The organism is Amycolatopsis sp. NPDC003731 (genome assembly GCF_053586895.1).
The window spans coordinates 1-14700 of record NZ_JBSFNC010000192.1 but is presented as its reverse complement, the minus strand read 5'-3'; the positions used below and the strand labels follow the sequence as shown (position 1 = coordinate 14700).

The window sequence follows — 14700 nt, the reverse complement described above, 5'->3', positions numbered from 1 at the left end:
GCACTCAAACGCCACCTCACCAACACCATCTACCGAGCCCTGCTCAACGACCACCACCGACTACAAACCACAACTTGACATAGAAGCTTCATTCGGGACCTCCGACGCCGCGAATGAGTCATTCGCGGCATCTGGTGCGGCGGAAACTGCCCGCGCGGGCCTGGAAACCAGGCCCGGAAACCGGGGCCGGGCACGCGCCCGGCCCCGGCCGGTGTCACCCGAGGGTGCGCCGCGCGGTGCCGATCACGGCCGTCTTGTCGGTCGTAGTGCTGCAATCGAATACGCTGAATTCCGGCATTCCGAACTCCCCAGTCGAAGCCCGTACGGGTGTACGGGACTCGCGCGAGGGTAGAAGTACCGTCGGGTGCGTGCCACCGTTTCGGCGGAATTCGCGGAAATCAGGCACGACGGCGCCAGATCAGGCGGGTCACCGCCGCCGCGACCGACGCCGGCGCGGACCGGCGGGGCAGGCCGCGCGCCTCGGGCGCGGACTCCGGCATCGCGCGGTAGGCCAGGTGCGCGGCGAACCGGGCGAGCTTCGGCGCGGCGAGCGTCGCCAGTTCGGCGGCGCGGCCTTCGGGGAGGCTGAGGATCTCCGGCCGCTCCTCGCACGCCTTCACCACCAGCGCCGCGGCGCGTTCCGGGCTGCTGGACGGGATTCCGCGGTAGCCGGTCGGGGCGATCATCGGCGTCCGCACCAGCGGCATCCGCACCGACGTGAACGTGACGCCGTCCGAGAGCGTCTCGCGCCCGGCCGTCAGCCCGAACTCCTCCAGGGCCGCCTTCGACGCCAGGTAGGCCGAGAAGCGCGGGGTGTCGGTCTGCAGGCCCTGGGTCGTCACGTTGACGACGTGGCCGAACCGGCGCTGCGCCATCGACGGCAGGAAGCCGAGGATCAGCCGCACCGGCCCGAAGTAGTTGATCGCCATCGTGCGCTCGAAGTCGTGGAACCGCTGCGTGGACAGCGCGACCGAGCGCCGGATCGACCGGCCGGCGTTGTTCACCAGCACGTCCACCGCGCCGTGGTCGGCGAGCACGTCCTTGACCAGCGCGTCGATGGCGTCGCCGTCGGTGAGGTCGCACGGGTACGCCGCGGCGGTACCGCCGGCCGCGAGGATCTCCGCCCGTACTTCTTCGAGCTCCGACGCGCGGCGGGCCACGAGGATCACCTTCGCGCCCTTGCGGGCCACGGCGAGCGCGGACGCCCGGCCGATGCCGGACGAGGCGCCGGTGATCAGCACCGTCCGCCCGGCCAGGCCGTGGGTGCGGCGCGCGCGGTCGGGGTCCAGGTGGTCCTGCCAGTACCGGTAGAGCGGCGCCGCGTAGTCCCGCAGCTCGGGGAGTTCGATGCCGCTGCCGAACAACGCCGTCGTGGTGCGCGCGGTGTCGAAGACGACGTCCATGGTCAGGTGCGGCAGCACGGCCAGCGGGATGCCGAGCTCCTCCAGGACGGCCGCGCGGGCGCCGCGGCCGCCGGGGATGCGGTCGATCCCGGCCGCGGCCGCGTGCGCCAGGCGGGTGCCGGCCCGCCGGACGGCCCCGGACGGCTTTGCCGGCAGCACGGCCCGGATCTTCGGGCCGCCCGCGGCGCGCGCGAAGGCGTTGTAGACGGAGTTGAGCGGCTGCGGGCGCGCGGCGGCGAGGTGGTAGGTCGTCCCCGAGGGCGCGTCCCGGTGCATCAGGTGGTCCATCGCGTCGACGACGTAGTCGACCGGCACCAGGTTCGTCGCGCCCAGATCGGGGGCGGCCAGCGGGAGACGTCCGGGCAGGGCCGCCAGCCGCGAGATCGCCGGCAGGAAGTAGTAGGGCCCGTCGACCTTGTCCATCTCGCCGGTGCGCGAATCGCCGACGACGGCCGACGGCCGGTAGACGCGGAAGGGCAGCGGCTGCTCGCGGACGAGCTTCTCGGCCTGGAACTTCGTCGCGTGGTACGGCGAGCCGAAGCGCTGGCCGAGGTCGAAGTCGGCTTCGGTGAACCGCCCGGCGTGGTCCCCGGCCACGGCGATCGACGACACGTGGTGCACCAGCCCGGCCCGCGCGGCGGCCGCGAAGGCCAGCAGGTGGCGGGTGCCCTCGACGTTGGCGCGGCGGTTGGCCTCCTCGTCGGCGGTGAGGTCGTAGATCGCGCCGAGGTGGACGACGTGGTCGAGGTGGGGGAGTTCGGCGGGATCGGCGCCGAGCCGGAGTTCGGCGAGGTCGCCGAGCACCGGGTGCAGCTTGTCCGCGTCCGGCCAGTCCCGCGCGCAGGTGGCCAGGCGCTCGCGGGAGGTCTCCCGCACCAGCGCGTACACCGCGGACGTCTCCGGCCGCCGCAGCAGCCGGGCGACCAGGCGTTTCCCGATGAAGCCCGTCGCGCCCGTCACGAAGTAGGTCGTCATGGCCGGTCCCTTCTCGTCGGGCCCGACTCTAACCTACTGAAAAGTAGGAACGGTAGTTGTCAGCTTTCTTCCTCATCGGCCGTCGCGACGACGGCGTCCCGCAGGGCGGCTCGCAGCCGTCCGACGTCGAGCGGCCCGAGCACCGCCGCCTCGCCCGGCGGTGCGACCAGCACCACCTTGTCGTTGCTGACGAACACCGTCACATCCCGGCGCCGGCCGGCCAGATCCCGGCAGCCGATCGACCACTCGCCCCGACTCATGGTCGCCGCCCTCGCTTCCTTGTCGTGGTCGTGCTCCGTGCGAGGGTGGGAGCGGCCCCCGGCGCCGCTATGACGCGCGTTCACCCGATCTGCCTACTCGCGGGTTTTGTCTTGCGCTTTCCGGATTTTCGGCGTAGCCACGGCTCGTGGTGCGGCCGGTTCGCGAGTAGCGTCCGGTCCGGGAGCCGTCTTACGGAGGTCTGGATGTCGGAACCGCGGAAGATCGTCATCGTCGGTGCGGGCCTGGGTGGGGCCTCCGCGGCGGCTGCGGTGCGCGAACGCGGTTACAGCGGCGAAATACTGTTGCTGGGCTCGGATCCGCACCGCCCGTACGAGCTGCCGCCGCTGTCGAAGGGCGTCCTGCTGGGCAACGCCGACGAACCCGACTGGGTGCACGAAGAGAAGTTCTACGCGGAGAAGGACATCCGCTTCAGCGCCGGCGTCACGGCGACCCGCGTCGAGCTGGGCGCCCGCCTGGTCCTCGACGATGGGGGCGGCGAGCACCGCTACGACCGGCTGGTCCTGGCGACCGGCTCCAAGCCGCGGCAGCTGCCGGTCCCCGGCGGCGACCTGCCCGGGCTGTACACGCTGCGCACCCTCGACGACTCGCTCAAGCTGCGGTCGGCGTTCGCCGCGGCCGAGCGCGTGGTGATCGTCGGCGCCGGCTGGATCGGCTCCGAGGCGGCCGCGGCGGCCCGCACGCACAACGCGGAGGTGACGGTCGTCGACCCGGTGCCGGTGCCGCTGGCGAACGTGGTCGGCGAGACGGTCGGCGGGGTGTTCCGGGACCTGCACGTCGCCAACGGCGTGCACTACCGCCTGGGCGAGCAGGTCGCGGAGATCACGGGCGGCCCGGACGGCGTCCGCGGCGTGCGCCTCGGCAACGGCGAAGAGCTGACGGCGGACGTGGTCCTGATCGCGGTGGGCGCGGTGCCGAGGGTGGAGCTGGCCCACGCGGCGGGCCTGGAGCTCGCGGACGACGGCGGCGTGGCGGTGGACGCAGGCCTCCGCACGGCGGCCCCGGACGTCTACGCGGTGGGCGACATCGCGGCCCACTTCCACCCGCGGTTCGGCCGCAGGGTCCGCGTCGAGCACTGGGCGAACGCGAAGGACCAGGGCACGCACGTGGCGCAGAACCTGCTGGGCGAGAACGAGCCGTTCCTGGCCTCGCCGTACTTCTTCACCGACCAGTACGACCTGGGCTGCGAGTACCGAGGCCTGGCGGACCCGGCCGCGGACGAGCTGGTGATCCGCGGCGACCTGGCCTCCCGTGAGTTCACGGCATTCTGGCTGCGCGACGGCGAAGTGGCGGCGGCGATGAACGTGAACATGTGGGACGACGGAGACGCCCTGGGAGCATTGGTGGACGGCCGCCAGAAGGTGACGGCGGACCAGCTCAAGACGGCGGACCTGGCCTCACTGGCGTAGCGCCGAAGCTGGCCGCGGCAGAGAGCAAACCGCAGGACAACACCCAGACCCTCCGCAACCCCGATCCGAAGCCAGAACACGGCCGGCGGCACCGGGTCAAGGCACGCTTTCCCGCCTTGACGCGGTGCTGACGGCCGTAGTCACAATCAGGCTTCGGGGTGGCGGGGAACGCCGGCTCACCCGAGCCGCTCGCGCAACAGCGCGTCGAGCCGCCCCCACGCGGGCGACGACGCGTTCACCGCACCCTGCACCAGCGCCGGAATCGCGGACCCCGGGTCGTACGCAGGCAGCTCGTCGCCATAACGGGCACGAGTTGCCGCGACAAGCGTCGAAGCCAACGCATCCACGCGCGGATCGTGCGGATCGACATCGTGCACCCGGTCGTACTCGAGGACCACGGCGAGCAGCGCCGGGTCCTCAAGCATCGACGACTGGTCGCGGAAGTTCGTGCGCGCCGTCTCCGGGTGGGTGGCGAACACCAGCAGCCAGAGGTCGCTCTGCAGCGTCACCCAGCGCTCGCTGAACCCGAGGCCCGGCAGCCGGCCGAGGTAGGCCACCACCTCGTCCGGCAGCGGGGACAACCGGCCGGATGCCAGGCGCCGCAGCCGCGCCCGGGTGGCCTGCAGGGCCTCGATCCGCGCGGCCAGGTCGTCGTCGATCTGCCGCAGCGCCGATGCGAGCCCGTCGCCCGCGCGGAGTTCGCGGATCCGGGCCAACGGGACGCCGGCCTCGGCGAGGGTGCGGATCTTGATCAGCTCGACCGCGTCCGCGGCGCGGTAGCGGCGGTAGCCGGAACTGTCGCGGTCCGGCTCGGGGAGCAGGCCTTTCGCGTGGTAGACGCGGATCGCCTTGGCCGTCACGCCGACGTACCCGGCGAGCTGTCCGATGGTGAGCACCCGGCCATCCTCGCACTTGACCTTGCCCCGGGGGCAAGGTCGCAGACTGGCCCCATGACCGATCACGAGACCCTGCGCGCGCTGGCCGACGAGGGCAACGAAACCGCACTGGACCGGCTCGCCGACCTTGCCGACGCGCGCGGCGACGTCGAGGAGCTGAGCGAGCTGCTGGACGAGGGCTGCGACCGGGCCGGGGAACTGCTCACCCGCCGCGCAGTCGCCGCGAAGGACCTCCTCGAGCTGCAGCGGATCGCCGACGCCGGCCACGAACCGGCCGCCGACGAGCTGGAACGGCTCCTCAGGCGGTAGCCGGGCGGGCCAGCGTCAGGTAGGCCACCAGCGCCAGCGCCGCGAACCCCGCCATGGTCGCGGCCATCGGCACCGCCGTCCCCGGGCCGCCCAGGCCGACCAGCGGCGTCGCCACCGCACCCACCACGAACTGCAGCACCCCCAGCAACGCCGACGCCGCCCCCGCCGAGCGCGCGTGCGACGCCAGCGCCAGCGAACTCGCGTTCGGCATCACCAGGCCGATGCTCGACACGAGCAGGAACAGCGACACCAGCAGGAGCGCCAGCGGCGCCTTCAAGAGCACCGAAGCCAGCACGAAAGCCCCGCCGAATACCCCGAGCAGCAGCCCGGAAAGCAGCAGCGCCCGCTCGCGGACCCGCCCCACCAGGCGGCCGTTGAGCTGCCCCGCCAGCACGATCCCGACGCCGTTCGCCCCGAAGACCACGCTGTACGCCTGCGGGCTCAACCCGTACACGCCCTGGAGCGCGAACGACGACCCGGAGATGTAGGCGAACATCGACGCGAACAGCAGCCCCGACGCCAGCGCGTACCCGGCGAAGGACCGGTCCAGCGCCAGCCGCCCGTAGGTGCGCATCACCTGGCCGAGCCGCAGCGGAGACCGCACCGCCGACGGCTCCGGCAGGAAGAACACCACCACGGCCAGCAGCAGCGCGCCGAACGCCGTCAGCACGACGAACACCCCGCGCCACGACGTCCAGTTCAGCAGCTGGCCGCCGATCAACGGCGCCAGGATCGGGGCCAGGCCGCTGACCAGCATCAACGTCGAGAAGAACTTCGTCATGGCGGTCCCGGAGAACAGGTCCCGCACGGTCGCGCGCGCGATCACGATGCCCGCCGCCGCGCCGAGGGACTGCACGAGCCGCGCCGCGACCAGCAGAAGCGCGTCCGGGCTCACCGCGCACAACACCGAGCCCACGACGTACAGCACGAGCCCTGCGAGCAGCGGGCCACGGCGGCCCAGCGCGTCCGACAGCGGCCCGAGCACCAGCTGGCCCAGCGCCAGCCCCACGATGAACGCGCTCAGCGTCAGCTGGACCGTGCTGTCCGCCGCGTGCAGGTCGGCCGCCATCCGCGGCAGCGCGGGCAGGTACATGTCGATCGACAAGGGCCCGAAGGCGGTGAGACCGCCCAGGACGAGGACGAACTTCAGCTGCGCCCGCCGGCTCGGCGCGGTACGTTCCGCCGTGGTGGTCATGCCCGTCCTTTCGCTCCCTCACCGGGGACCAGCGGGAACAGCCGCGGGGCTATTCCGGCTGTGACCCGTGACACTCCGTGGTCGCGTGACCCGGCCCCGACACTGATCCGATCAATTTTGCTCCCGATTTCGGCGATGGCTCTGGATCGGCGGTCACGACTGCGATATACATCGGATGTCTGGTCGGTGTGGGTGAAGGGAAACATCCGTGCAGCTTGTGCGTCTCGGGGAGCCGGGAAGTGAGCGTCCGTTCGTGCGGGCCGACGACGGCACGACCTACGAACTGGGCGGCCTCACCGCCGACATCGACGGCGGCTTCCTCGCCGCGGACGGGATCGCGCGCACCGCCGCCGCGCTCGCCGCCGGAGAGCTGCCGGAAGCGTCCGGAACCGGCCTGCGCGTCGGCCCGCCGATCGCCCAGCCCGGCAAGGTCGTCTGCATCGGCATGAACTACCGCCGCCACGCCGAGGAAACCGGCGCGACCCCGCCCACCGAGCCGGTGGTCTTCATGAAGGCGCCGGACGTCGTGGTCGGCCCGGCCGACGACGTCCTCATCCCGCGCGGCTCGGTCAGCACCGACTGGGAGGTCGAGCTCGGCGTCGTCATCGGCAAGACCGCCCGCTACCTCGAAAGCGTCGAGGAAGCCCTGGAGTACGTCGCCGGCTACGTCGTCTCGAACGACGTCTCCGAGCGCGAGCTGCAGTTCCGCGCCGGCCAGTGGGACAAGGGCAAGTCCTGCGAGAACTTCAACCCGCTCGGCCCGGCGCTGATCCCCGCGGGCGAGGTGCCCGACCCCCAGGACCTCGGCCTGCGGCTGTGGGTCAACGGCGAGAAGAAGCAGGACTCCTCGACCAAGGACATGATCTTCACCGTCGCCGAGATCGTCCACCACCTGAGCCAGGTGATGGTGCTGCGGCCCGGCGACCTGATCAACACCGGCACCCCGGAAGGCGTCGCGCTCGGGCAGCCCGACCCGAAGCCGTACCTGCGCGACGGCGACGTCATCGAGCTCGAGATCGACGGGCTCGGGCGGCAGCGCCAGACGGCGAGGCAGGCCTGACCATGGCGAAGATCATCGGCATGGAGGTCCTCGACGTCCGGTTCCCGACGTCGAAGGAGCTCGACGGCTCGGACGCGATGAACCCCGACCCGGACTACTCCGCCGCCTACGTCGTGCTGCACGCCGACGGCGGCCCGGACGGCTACGGGCTCGCGTTCACCATCGGCCGCGGCAACGACGTCCAGGCCGCCGCGATCCGCGCGCTCGCCCCGCACGTCGTCGGCCGGGACGTCCCGGAGGACGCGGCCGCGCTCGGCGACCTGTCCCGCACGCTCGTCGGCGACTCGCAGTTCCGCTGGCTGGGGCCGGAAAAGGGCGTCGCGCACATGGCCGTCGGGGCGGTGGTCAACGCCGCCTGGGACCTCGCCGCCCGCCGCGCCGGCCTGCCGGTGTGGCGGTTCGCCGCCCGGATGACGCCCGAAGAACTCGTGTCGCTGGTCGACTTCCGGTACCTGTCCGACGCGCTCACCGAAGCCGAAGCCCTGGACATCCTGCGGCGCGCGGAACCGGGCCGGGCGGAGCGGACCGAGCAGCTCGAAGCCCACGGCTACCGCGCCTACAGCACGTCCCCCGGCTGGCTCGGGTACGCGGACGCGAAGCTCGTGCGGCTCGCCGAGCAGGCCGTCGCCGACGGTTTCGAGATGATCAAGCTGAAGGTCGGCGGCAACCTCGAGGACGACGTCCGCCGGATGAAGCTGGCGCGGGAGACCGTCGGCCAGGACGTCCGGATCGCCGTCGACGCCAACCAGCGCTGGGACGTCTCGGCCGCGGTCACCTGGATGACCGCGCTCGCGCCCTACGACCCGTACTGGATCGAGGAACCGACCTCCCCGGACGACGTCCTCGGCCACGCGGCCATCGCGAAGGCCCTCGCGCCGATCAAGATCGCCACCGGCGAGCACGTCCAGAACCGGGTGATCTTCAAGCAGCTGCTGCAGGCGGACGCGATTTCGGTGCTCCAGCTGGACGCCGCCCGCGTCGGCGGCTTCAACGAGAACCTGGCGATCCTGCTGCTGGCCGCCAAGTTCGGCGTCCCGGTGTGCCCGCACGCCGGCGGCGTCGGGCTCTGCGAGCTCGTCCGGCACCTCTCGATGTTCGACTTCGTGGCCGTGTCCGGCACCGACGCCGACCGCTCGATCGAGTGGGTCGACCACCTGCACGAGCACTTCACCGACCCGGCCGTCGTCGAGCGCGGCCGCTACCTCGCCCCGACCGCCCCCGGGTTCTCCGCGCGCATGCACGACGCCACGCTGCGCCGGTTCCGGTTCCCGGACGGTCCCGAGTGGACGGAGACCGCAAGTGACTGAATTCGAGGGCCTGGTGGCCGCCGTCACCGGAGGCGCCTCGGGCATCGGCAAGGCGGCGGCGGACCTACTGGCCGAACGCGGCGCGCGGGTGGCGATCCTCGACCTGAAACCGGGCGACGACGGCATCCGCTGCGACGTCTCTTCCGACGATGAAGTCCGCTCGGCCATCGACGCCGTCGTGGAGCGCTTCGGGCGCCTCGACATCCTCGTCAACAACGCGGGCATCGGCGCGCAGGGGGACGTCACGGGCAACGACGACGACGAATGGCACCGCGTGTTCGACGTCAACGTCGTCGGCATGGTCCGGCTCGCCCGGGCCGCGCTGCCGCACCTGAAGAACTCGCCGTCCGCGGCGATCGTCAACACCTGCTCCATCGCGGCCTGGGCGGGCTTGCCCAACCGCGCGCTCTACTCGGCCAGCAAGGGCGCGGTGCTCTCGCTGACCCTGGCCATGGCGACCGACCACCTGCCCGATGGGATCCGCGTCAACTGCGTGTGCCCGGGCACGGCGGACACCCCGTGGGTGGGCCGGCTCCTGGACGCCGCCGACGACCCGGCGGCCGAACGCGCGGCCCTCGCGGCCCGCCAGCCGATGGGCCGGCTGGTGACCGCGGACGAGGTCGCGAACGCGATCGCCTACCTGGCGAGCCCCCGTTCCGCTTCGACCACCGGCACCGCCCTCGCGGTCGACGGCGGCATGTACGGCCTGCGTCCTCGCGGCCCCGTGAACCACGACTAGAACGACTTGATTCCCCGCCGTCATCAAGGAGGATGCTGTGCGCACGAAGGTGATCAAGGTGGCCGCCGTCGCCGCCTGCGGCCTGGTCCTGGCCGCCTGTGGGTCCACCAAGGACAACGCGGCGGCACCCGCGGCCGGGGGCGGCGCCGGCGGCAAGGTCGGCGCGACGCTGCCGCTGCTGACCTCGCCGTTCTGGCAGGCCTACAACAACTACGTGCCCAAGATGGCCAAGGAAGAGGGCGTCGACGTCCTCCCGACGGTCAACGCCGACAGCGATCCCGCGAAGCTGATCACCGACATCGGCACCTTCCTCAATCAGGGCGTCAAAGGCCTGGTCGTGACGCCGCTGGACTCGGCGGCCATCGTCGCCGGGCTCAAGCAGGCCGAGAACAAGGGCGTCCCGGTGGTCGCGGTCGACGTCGCGCCCGAGAGCGGCAAGGTCGCCATGGTGGTGCGGGCCGACAACAAGGCCTACGGCACCAAGGCCTGCGAAGCGATCGGCGAGAAGGTCAAGTCCGGCAAGGTCGTGCAGATCATGGGCGACCTCGCCTCGGTCAACGGCCGCGACCGCTCGGAGGCCTTCCGCGACTGCATGAAGTCCAAGTACCCCGGCATCCAGGTGCTGGAGATCCCGGCCGAGTGGAAGGCCGACAAGGCGTCCTCCGGCCTGGACAGCATGCTGACCGCGAACCCGGACATCAAGGGCGTCTACATGCAGGCCGGCGGCGTCTACCTGGCCCCGACCGAGCAGGCGCTCAAGCGCAAGAACCTGTTCTTCCCGGTCGGGGACCCGAAGCACGTCGTGCTCGTCTCCAACGACGGGATTCCGCAGGAGCTGGCCGCGATCCGCGCCGGCGAGCTGGACGCCACGGTCTCCCAGCCGGCCGACGCCTACGCGAAGTACGGCCTGTACTGGCTGAAGAAGGCCATGGCGGGCGAGACGTTCAAGGCCGGGCCGACCGACCACGGCAGCACGATCGTGGAGATCAGCCCCGGCATCCTCGAGGACCAGCTGCCCGCGCCCGTCATCACCAAGGACAACGTGGACGACAAGGCCCTCTGGGGGAACAACCTGTGACCGCGCTGCCCGCCGGCGAACCCGCCGCCGGAGTGGTCAGCGCCGTAGGTGTCGGCAAGCGCTACGGCCCCACCGTCGCGCTCCACGACGTCAGCCTCACCGTGCACCCCGGCGAGTCGCACGCGCTCGTCGGGCGCAACGGGGCCGGCAAGTCGACGCTCGTCTCCATCCTCACCGGCCTGTCCGCCACGGACACCGGGCACGTCGAGTTCGGCGGCGAGCCGGCCCCGCCACTGTCCAAACAGGACGACTGGAAGGCGCGCGTCGCCTGCGTGTACCAGCACGCGATGGTCGTCCCGCAGCTCACCGTCGCCGAGAACCTGTTCCTCAACCGGCAGGCGGGCGGCGGGTTCTCGATCGGCTGGAAGTCGTTGCGGCGCAAGGCGCACGACCTCCTGGAATCGTGGGACGTGCACGTCGACGTCGACACCCCGGCCGGGGACCTCTCGGTCGAGGACCGGCAGTTCGTCGAGATCGCCCGCGCGCTGTCCTACGGCGCCCGGTTCATCGTCCTCGACGAGCCGACCGCGCAGCTCGACAGCCAGGCCATCGAGCGGCTCTTCGAGCGGATGCGCCAGATGCAGGCGGGCGGGGTGACGTTCCTGTTCATCTCGCACCACCTGCACGAGGTGTACGAGGTCTGCCAGGCGGTGACCGTGCTGCGCGACGCGAAGCACGTCCTCACCGCCCCGGTCGCCGAGGTGGGCCGCGCGGAACTGGTCGACGCGATGACCGGCGAGCCCGGCGGCCTGTCGGTGCGGGATGCCGCTTCGCGCGAGGCTCTCGACGCGGGCGCGTCCGAGATCCTCGCCGTCGACGGCCTCTCCGGCGACGGCTTCCGGGACGTCTCGTTCCGGCTCCGCCGCGGCGAAGTCGTCGGGCTCGCGGGCAGCAACGCCAGCGGCAAGCATCAGGTCGCCGAGACGGTCTACGGCCTCCGGACGCCGTCCGCGGGCACCATCCGCGTCGACGGCTCGCCGCTGCGGCCCGGGGACATCCCGGCGGCGTTGCGGGCCGGGATCGGGTGCGTGCCACGCGACCGGCACCACGAAGGCCTGGTCCTGGAACACTCGATCGCCGACAACGCCACGATGTCCATTCTGGACAAGCTGGGCCGCGGCGGGATCGCGTCTCCCGCCACGCGGTACGCGAAAGCGTCGCAGGCGCTGAAGGACTACGACATCGTGGCCGCGGGCGCCGACCAGCCGGTGTCGGACCTCTCCGGCGGCAACCAGCAGAAGGTCGTGCTGGCGCGGGCGTTGCTGAGCGAGCCGCGGGTGGTCGTGCTGATCAACCCGACCGCGGGGGTGGACGTGAAGTCGAAGGAGGCGCTGCTCGCGGTCGTCGACCGGGTGCGCGCCGAGGGCAAGGCGGTGCTGATCGTCAGCGACGAGCTCGACGACCTGCGCCTCAGCGACCGGGTCCTGGTGCTGCGCGCCGGGGCCGTGGTCGCCGAACACCAGGCCGGGTGGTCCGACGGCGACCTCGTGGCCGACATCGAAGGAGTCGAGCTTTCGTGACCGACGTGATGACCTCCCCGCAGACGCAGCTGCCCGCGCCACCCCGGCGCCGGAAGGCCGTCTGGCTGCGCGAACTCGCGCTCCTGCCCGCCCTGGTCGTCGTGTTCCTCATCGGCGGCCTGGTCGACGACACGTTCGTCGGCTGGAGCAACATCGTCAGCATCCTGACCGCATCGGCCGCGCTGTCGCTGGTCGTGCTCGGCGAGTCGCTGGTGCTGATCACCGGCAAGTTCGACCTGTCCCTGGAATCGACCATGGGCCTGGCGCCCGCGCTGGGTGCGATGGTGGTGATCCCGGCGGCGTCGGCCGGCTTCGGCGTCGAGCTGCCCGCCGCGATCGGACTGCTGATCATCCCGCTGTGCGGCGCGCTGGTCGGGTTCGTCAACGGCTTCCTGATCGTGAAGCTGAAGCTGAACGCCTTCATCGTCACCCTGGCCATGCTGACCGTGCTGCGCGGGGTCCAGGTCGGGTCGACCAAGGGCAAGACGCTGTTCAACCTGCCGGACTCGTTCACGAACCTGGCGACGACGACGTTCGCCGGGCTGCCGATGTCGGTGTGGCTGGCGGCGCTGCTGTTCGCGGTCGCCGGCTGGGTGCTGCGCTACCACCGCGTCGGCCGCGCGCTGTACGCGATCGGCGGCAACCGCGAAGCCGCACGCGCGGCCGGGGTCCGCGTCGACCGGATCGCGTGGGCGGTGTTCGTCGTCGCCGGGATCCTCGCGGCGATCGGCGGGCTCGCGTACACGGGGTACGTCGGCGCGCTGGGCGCGAACCAGGGCTCCGGGATGATCCTGCAGGTGTTCGCGGCGGCGGTGATCGGCGGCGTCTCGCTCGACGGCGGCAAGGGCACCCTGGTCGGCGCCCTCACCGGCGTCCTGCTGCTGTCGTCGGTGTCGAGCCTGCTCAACTACGCGCACGTCACGGCCGAGTGGCAGGGGGCGATCTACGGCGCCATCATCCTGGTCGCGCTGATCATCGCCCGGTACGCGGGCGGAAAGCCCCAAACCTGACACCCGCCGTGTGAAGATCCGACGTGTACCGGAGGTAGGTGTGCTACGAGGCTTCCGCGGCCGGCTCGGCGTCGGCCGTCGGGTCGTCCGCGGTGCCCAGGGCGTTGCGCAGCCACTGCTCCACGCCCGCGACGTGCACGGTCGCCCACGAGCGGGCCAGTTCCGGCTCGCGCGCGGCGATGGCCTCGTAGATCGCCGTGTGCTGCTCGCGGGTCTTCGCGACCGCACCCTCCTGGGTGAGCCCGCGCCAGATCCGGGCGCGGGCGGTCGGCCCGGACAGGCTGTCGAGCAGCGAGCACAGCACCGGGTTGCCCGAGCCGTCGGCGATCTTGCGGTGGAACTGCAGGTCGTTGGCGACCAGCGCCTCGACCGTCGGCGAGTCCTCCAGCTCGCCGAGCAGCGTGCCCAGCTCCGCGATGTCGGCGTCGCTCATGTGCAGGGCGGCCAGCGCGGTCGCGGCGGGCTCGAGGATCCGGCGCACGGCCAGGAAGTCGAGCACGGTGTCGTCGCGGTGGAAGTCGACCACGAACGTCATGGCGTCGAGCAGCAGGTTCGGCTCGAGGCTGGTGACGTACGTGCCGTCACCCTGGCGGACGTCGAGGACCCGGATCAGGCACAACGCCTTGACGGCCTCCCGCAGGGAGCTGCGCGAGAGCCCGAGCCGCTGGGCCAGCTCGGCCTCCTTCGGCAGCCGGTCGCCCGGCGCCAGCTCGCCGGAGATGATCATGTCCTTGATCTTGTCGATCGCGACATCGGTGACGGGCATCGCGTCCGCCCTCCCTGCAACAGACCTCGGATGTTTCGGTGTTACTCCCCAGCGTGCCATGTCCCGGCGAAGGAGGGGCGATGACCCACCAGGGCACACCACAACGAGTGGCTCTGCACACCCGGCTCAAGCCCGGCAAAGAGGCCGAGTACGAGTCCGTCCACGCGGTCATCCCGCCGGAACTGGACACCGCGCTGCGCGAAGCCGGGGTCCGCTCCTGGCGGATCTGGCGTAACGGACTCGACCTGTTCCACGTCCTCGAAGTCGACGACTACGAAGCGATGCGCGCGGCGCTGCGGGACCACCCCGCGAACGTGCCGTGGCAGGCCAGGATGGCCGGGCTGCTGGCCGTCGAGGACGACTACTCCGGCGGCGACACCGGCCTCGGGCTGGTCTGGGAACTGCCGGTGAAGGAGTGACGGCGTTGGAACTCTCCCTGTCCCCGCTGGGGCTCGGTTGCGCGCAGCTGGGCAACCTCTACCACGCGATCAGCGACGAGACGGCGGCCGCGACCGTCCGGCGCGCGTGGGAGGAGGGCATCCGCTACTTCGACACCGCGCCGCACTACGGCCTCGGCCTGTCGGAGACCCGGCTCGGTGCGGCCCTGGGGGCGTACCCGCGGGACGAGTACGTGCTCTCGACGAAGGTCGGCCGGGTGCTGGAGCCCAACCCCGGCGGCGCCGGCGCCCGCGACGACCAGGGCTTCGCCGTCCCGGCCGCGTACAAGCGCCGGTGGGACTTCAGCCGCGACGGC

The 14700-nt window shown here is 71.7% G+C and carries 15 protein-coding genes; 10 read left to right on the top strand and 5 right to left on the bottom strand.

Annotation, left to right across the window (positions count from 1 at the left end; all coding sequences use genetic code 11):
• Nucleotides 1–398: 398 nt before the first annotated feature.
• Together ACWDN5_RS42325 and ACWDN5_RS42320 are read right to left on the bottom strand one after the other, a co-directional pair.
• The gene (locus tag ACWDN5_RS42325) at nt 399–2378 is read right to left on the bottom strand and encodes an SDR family oxidoreductase (protein ID WP_449680233.1); all 1980 of its coding nucleotides are present in this window, start codon (nt 2376–2378) and stop codon (nt 399–401) included.
• A 59-nt stretch (nt 2379–2437) separates the two neighbouring features.
• Nucleotides 2438–2638, bottom strand: a complete 201-nt coding sequence (locus ACWDN5_RS42320) for a hypothetical protein (RefSeq protein WP_013223722.1) — start codon at nt 2636–2638, stop codon at nt 2438–2440.
• A gap of 204 nt (nt 2639–2842) precedes the next feature.
• Here ACWDN5_RS42320 and ACWDN5_RS42315 point away from each other — a divergent pair, with 204 nt between their 5' ends.
• Nucleotides 2843–4066: an NAD(P)/FAD-dependent oxidoreductase gene (locus ACWDN5_RS42315; protein ID WP_449680232.1), complete on the top strand. Its 1224-nt coding sequence runs from the start codon at nt 2843–2845 to the stop codon at nt 4064–4066.
• Nucleotides 4067–4242: 176 nt separating this feature from the next.
• On the opposite strand, the gene ACWDN5_RS42310 is transcribed toward ACWDN5_RS42315, so the two are convergent.
• Nucleotides 4243–4962 carry a MerR family transcriptional regulator gene (locus ACWDN5_RS42310; RefSeq protein ID WP_449680231.1) on the bottom strand — a complete coding sequence of 240 codons (720 nt, stop codon included), beginning with the start codon at nt 4960–4962 and terminating at the stop codon, nt 4243–4245.
• A gap of 54 nt (nt 4963–5016) precedes the next feature.
• Between ACWDN5_RS42310 and ACWDN5_RS42305 the strand changes: the two genes are divergently transcribed.
• On the top strand, nt 5017–5271 hold the full coding sequence (locus ACWDN5_RS42305; RefSeq protein WP_449680230.1) for a hypothetical protein: 255 nt from the start codon (nt 5017–5019) through the stop codon (nt 5269–5271).
• On the opposite strand, the gene ACWDN5_RS42300 is transcribed toward ACWDN5_RS42305, so the two are convergent.
• Nucleotides 5261–6466 (bottom strand): multidrug effflux MFS transporter, encoded by a 1206-nt coding sequence (locus ACWDN5_RS42300; protein ID WP_449680229.1) that lies wholly within the window; start codon nt 6464–6466, stop codon nt 5261–5263. The genes ACWDN5_RS42305 and ACWDN5_RS42300 overlap by 11 nt on opposite strands.
• A gap of 208 nt (nt 6467–6674) precedes the next feature.
• Between ACWDN5_RS42300 and ACWDN5_RS42295 the strand changes: the two genes are divergently transcribed.
• The 6 genes from ACWDN5_RS42295 to ACWDN5_RS42270 are packed head-to-tail and all read left to right on the top strand — an operon-like array spanning nt 6675 to nt 13180.
• Complete coding sequence (locus ACWDN5_RS42295) at nt 6675–7526, top strand: fumarylacetoacetate hydrolase family protein (protein ID WP_449680228.1); 852 nt, start codon at nt 6675–6677, stop codon at nt 7524–7526.
• Nucleotides 7527–7528: 2 nt separating this feature from the next.
• Nucleotides 7529–8833 carry an enolase C-terminal domain-like protein gene (locus tag ACWDN5_RS42290; RefSeq protein WP_449680227.1) on the top strand — a complete coding sequence of 435 codons (1305 nt, stop codon included), beginning with the start codon at nt 7529–7531 and terminating at the stop codon, nt 8831–8833.
• Nucleotides 8826–9572 (top strand): SDR family NAD(P)-dependent oxidoreductase, encoded by a 747-nt coding sequence (locus ACWDN5_RS42285; RefSeq protein ID WP_449680226.1) that lies wholly within the window; start codon nt 8826–8828, stop codon nt 9570–9572. Before ACWDN5_RS42290 ends, ACWDN5_RS42285 begins: the two co-directional genes overlap by 8 nt.
• Nucleotides 9573–9609: 37 nt before the next feature.
• Nucleotides 9610–10650 (top strand): sugar ABC transporter substrate-binding protein, encoded by a 1041-nt coding sequence (locus ACWDN5_RS42280; RefSeq protein WP_449680225.1) that lies wholly within the window; start codon nt 9610–9612, stop codon nt 10648–10650.
• Complete coding sequence (locus ACWDN5_RS42275; RefSeq protein WP_449680224.1) at nt 10647–12170, top strand: sugar ABC transporter ATP-binding protein; 1524 nt, start codon at nt 10647–10649, stop codon at nt 12168–12170. Before ACWDN5_RS42280 ends, ACWDN5_RS42275 begins: the two co-directional genes overlap by 4 nt.
• Complete coding sequence (locus ACWDN5_RS42270) at nt 12167–13180, top strand: ABC transporter permease (RefSeq protein ID WP_310974549.1); 1014 nt, start codon at nt 12167–12169, stop codon at nt 13178–13180. Before ACWDN5_RS42275 ends, ACWDN5_RS42270 begins: the two co-directional genes overlap by 4 nt.
• 43 nt (nt 13181–13223) lie before the next feature.
• Here ACWDN5_RS42270 and ACWDN5_RS42265 read toward each other — a convergent pair whose 3' ends face one another.
• Entirely contained in the window at nt 13224–13946 is a 723-nt protein-coding gene (locus ACWDN5_RS42265) for a FadR/GntR family transcriptional regulator (RefSeq protein WP_310974548.1), read from the bottom strand.
• An 80-nt stretch (nt 13947–14026) separates the two neighbouring features.
• Between ACWDN5_RS42265 and ACWDN5_RS42260 the strand changes: the two genes are divergently transcribed.
• Entirely contained in the window at nt 14027–14365 is a 339-nt protein-coding gene (locus tag ACWDN5_RS42260) for an L-rhamnose mutarotase (RefSeq protein WP_310974547.1), read from the top strand.
• Between the two features lie 5 nt (nt 14366–14370).
• The coding region (locus ACWDN5_RS42255; RefSeq protein WP_449680223.1) for an aldo/keto reductase at nt 14371–14700 on the top strand (330 nt) is incomplete at its 3' end.

What these genes read in the sequence shown, in the direction of transcription:
- ACWDN5_RS42325 (WP_449680233.1), bottom strand. Translation starts at nt 2,378, where the DNA reads ATGACGACCTACTTCGTGACGGGCGCGACGGGCTTCATCGGGAAACGC.
- ACWDN5_RS42320 (WP_013223722.1), bottom strand. Translation starts at nt 2,638, where the DNA reads ATGAGTCGGGGCGAGTGGTCGATCGGCTGCCGGGATCTGGCCGGCCGG.
- ACWDN5_RS42315 (WP_449680232.1), top strand. Translation starts at nt 2,843, where the DNA reads ATGTCGGAACCGCGGAAGATCGTCATCGTCGGTGCGGGCCTGGGTGGG.
- ACWDN5_RS42305 (WP_449680230.1), top strand. Translation starts at nt 5,017, where the DNA reads ATGACCGATCACGAGACCCTGCGCGCGCTGGCCGACGAGGGCAACGAA.
- ACWDN5_RS42300 (WP_449680229.1), bottom strand. Translation starts at nt 6,466, where the DNA reads ATGACCACCACGGCGGAACGTACCGCGCCGAGCCGGCGGGCGCAGCTG.
- ACWDN5_RS42290 (WP_449680227.1), top strand. Translation starts at nt 7,529, where the DNA reads ATGGCGAAGATCATCGGCATGGAGGTCCTCGACGTCCGGTTCCCGACG.
- ACWDN5_RS42265 (WP_310974548.1), bottom strand. Translation starts at nt 13,946, where the DNA reads ATGCCCGTCACCGATGTCGCGATCGACAAGATCAAGGACATGATCATC.
- ACWDN5_RS42260 (WP_310974547.1), top strand. Translation starts at nt 14,027, where the DNA reads ATGACCCACCAGGGCACACCACAACGAGTGGCTCTGCACACCCGGCTC.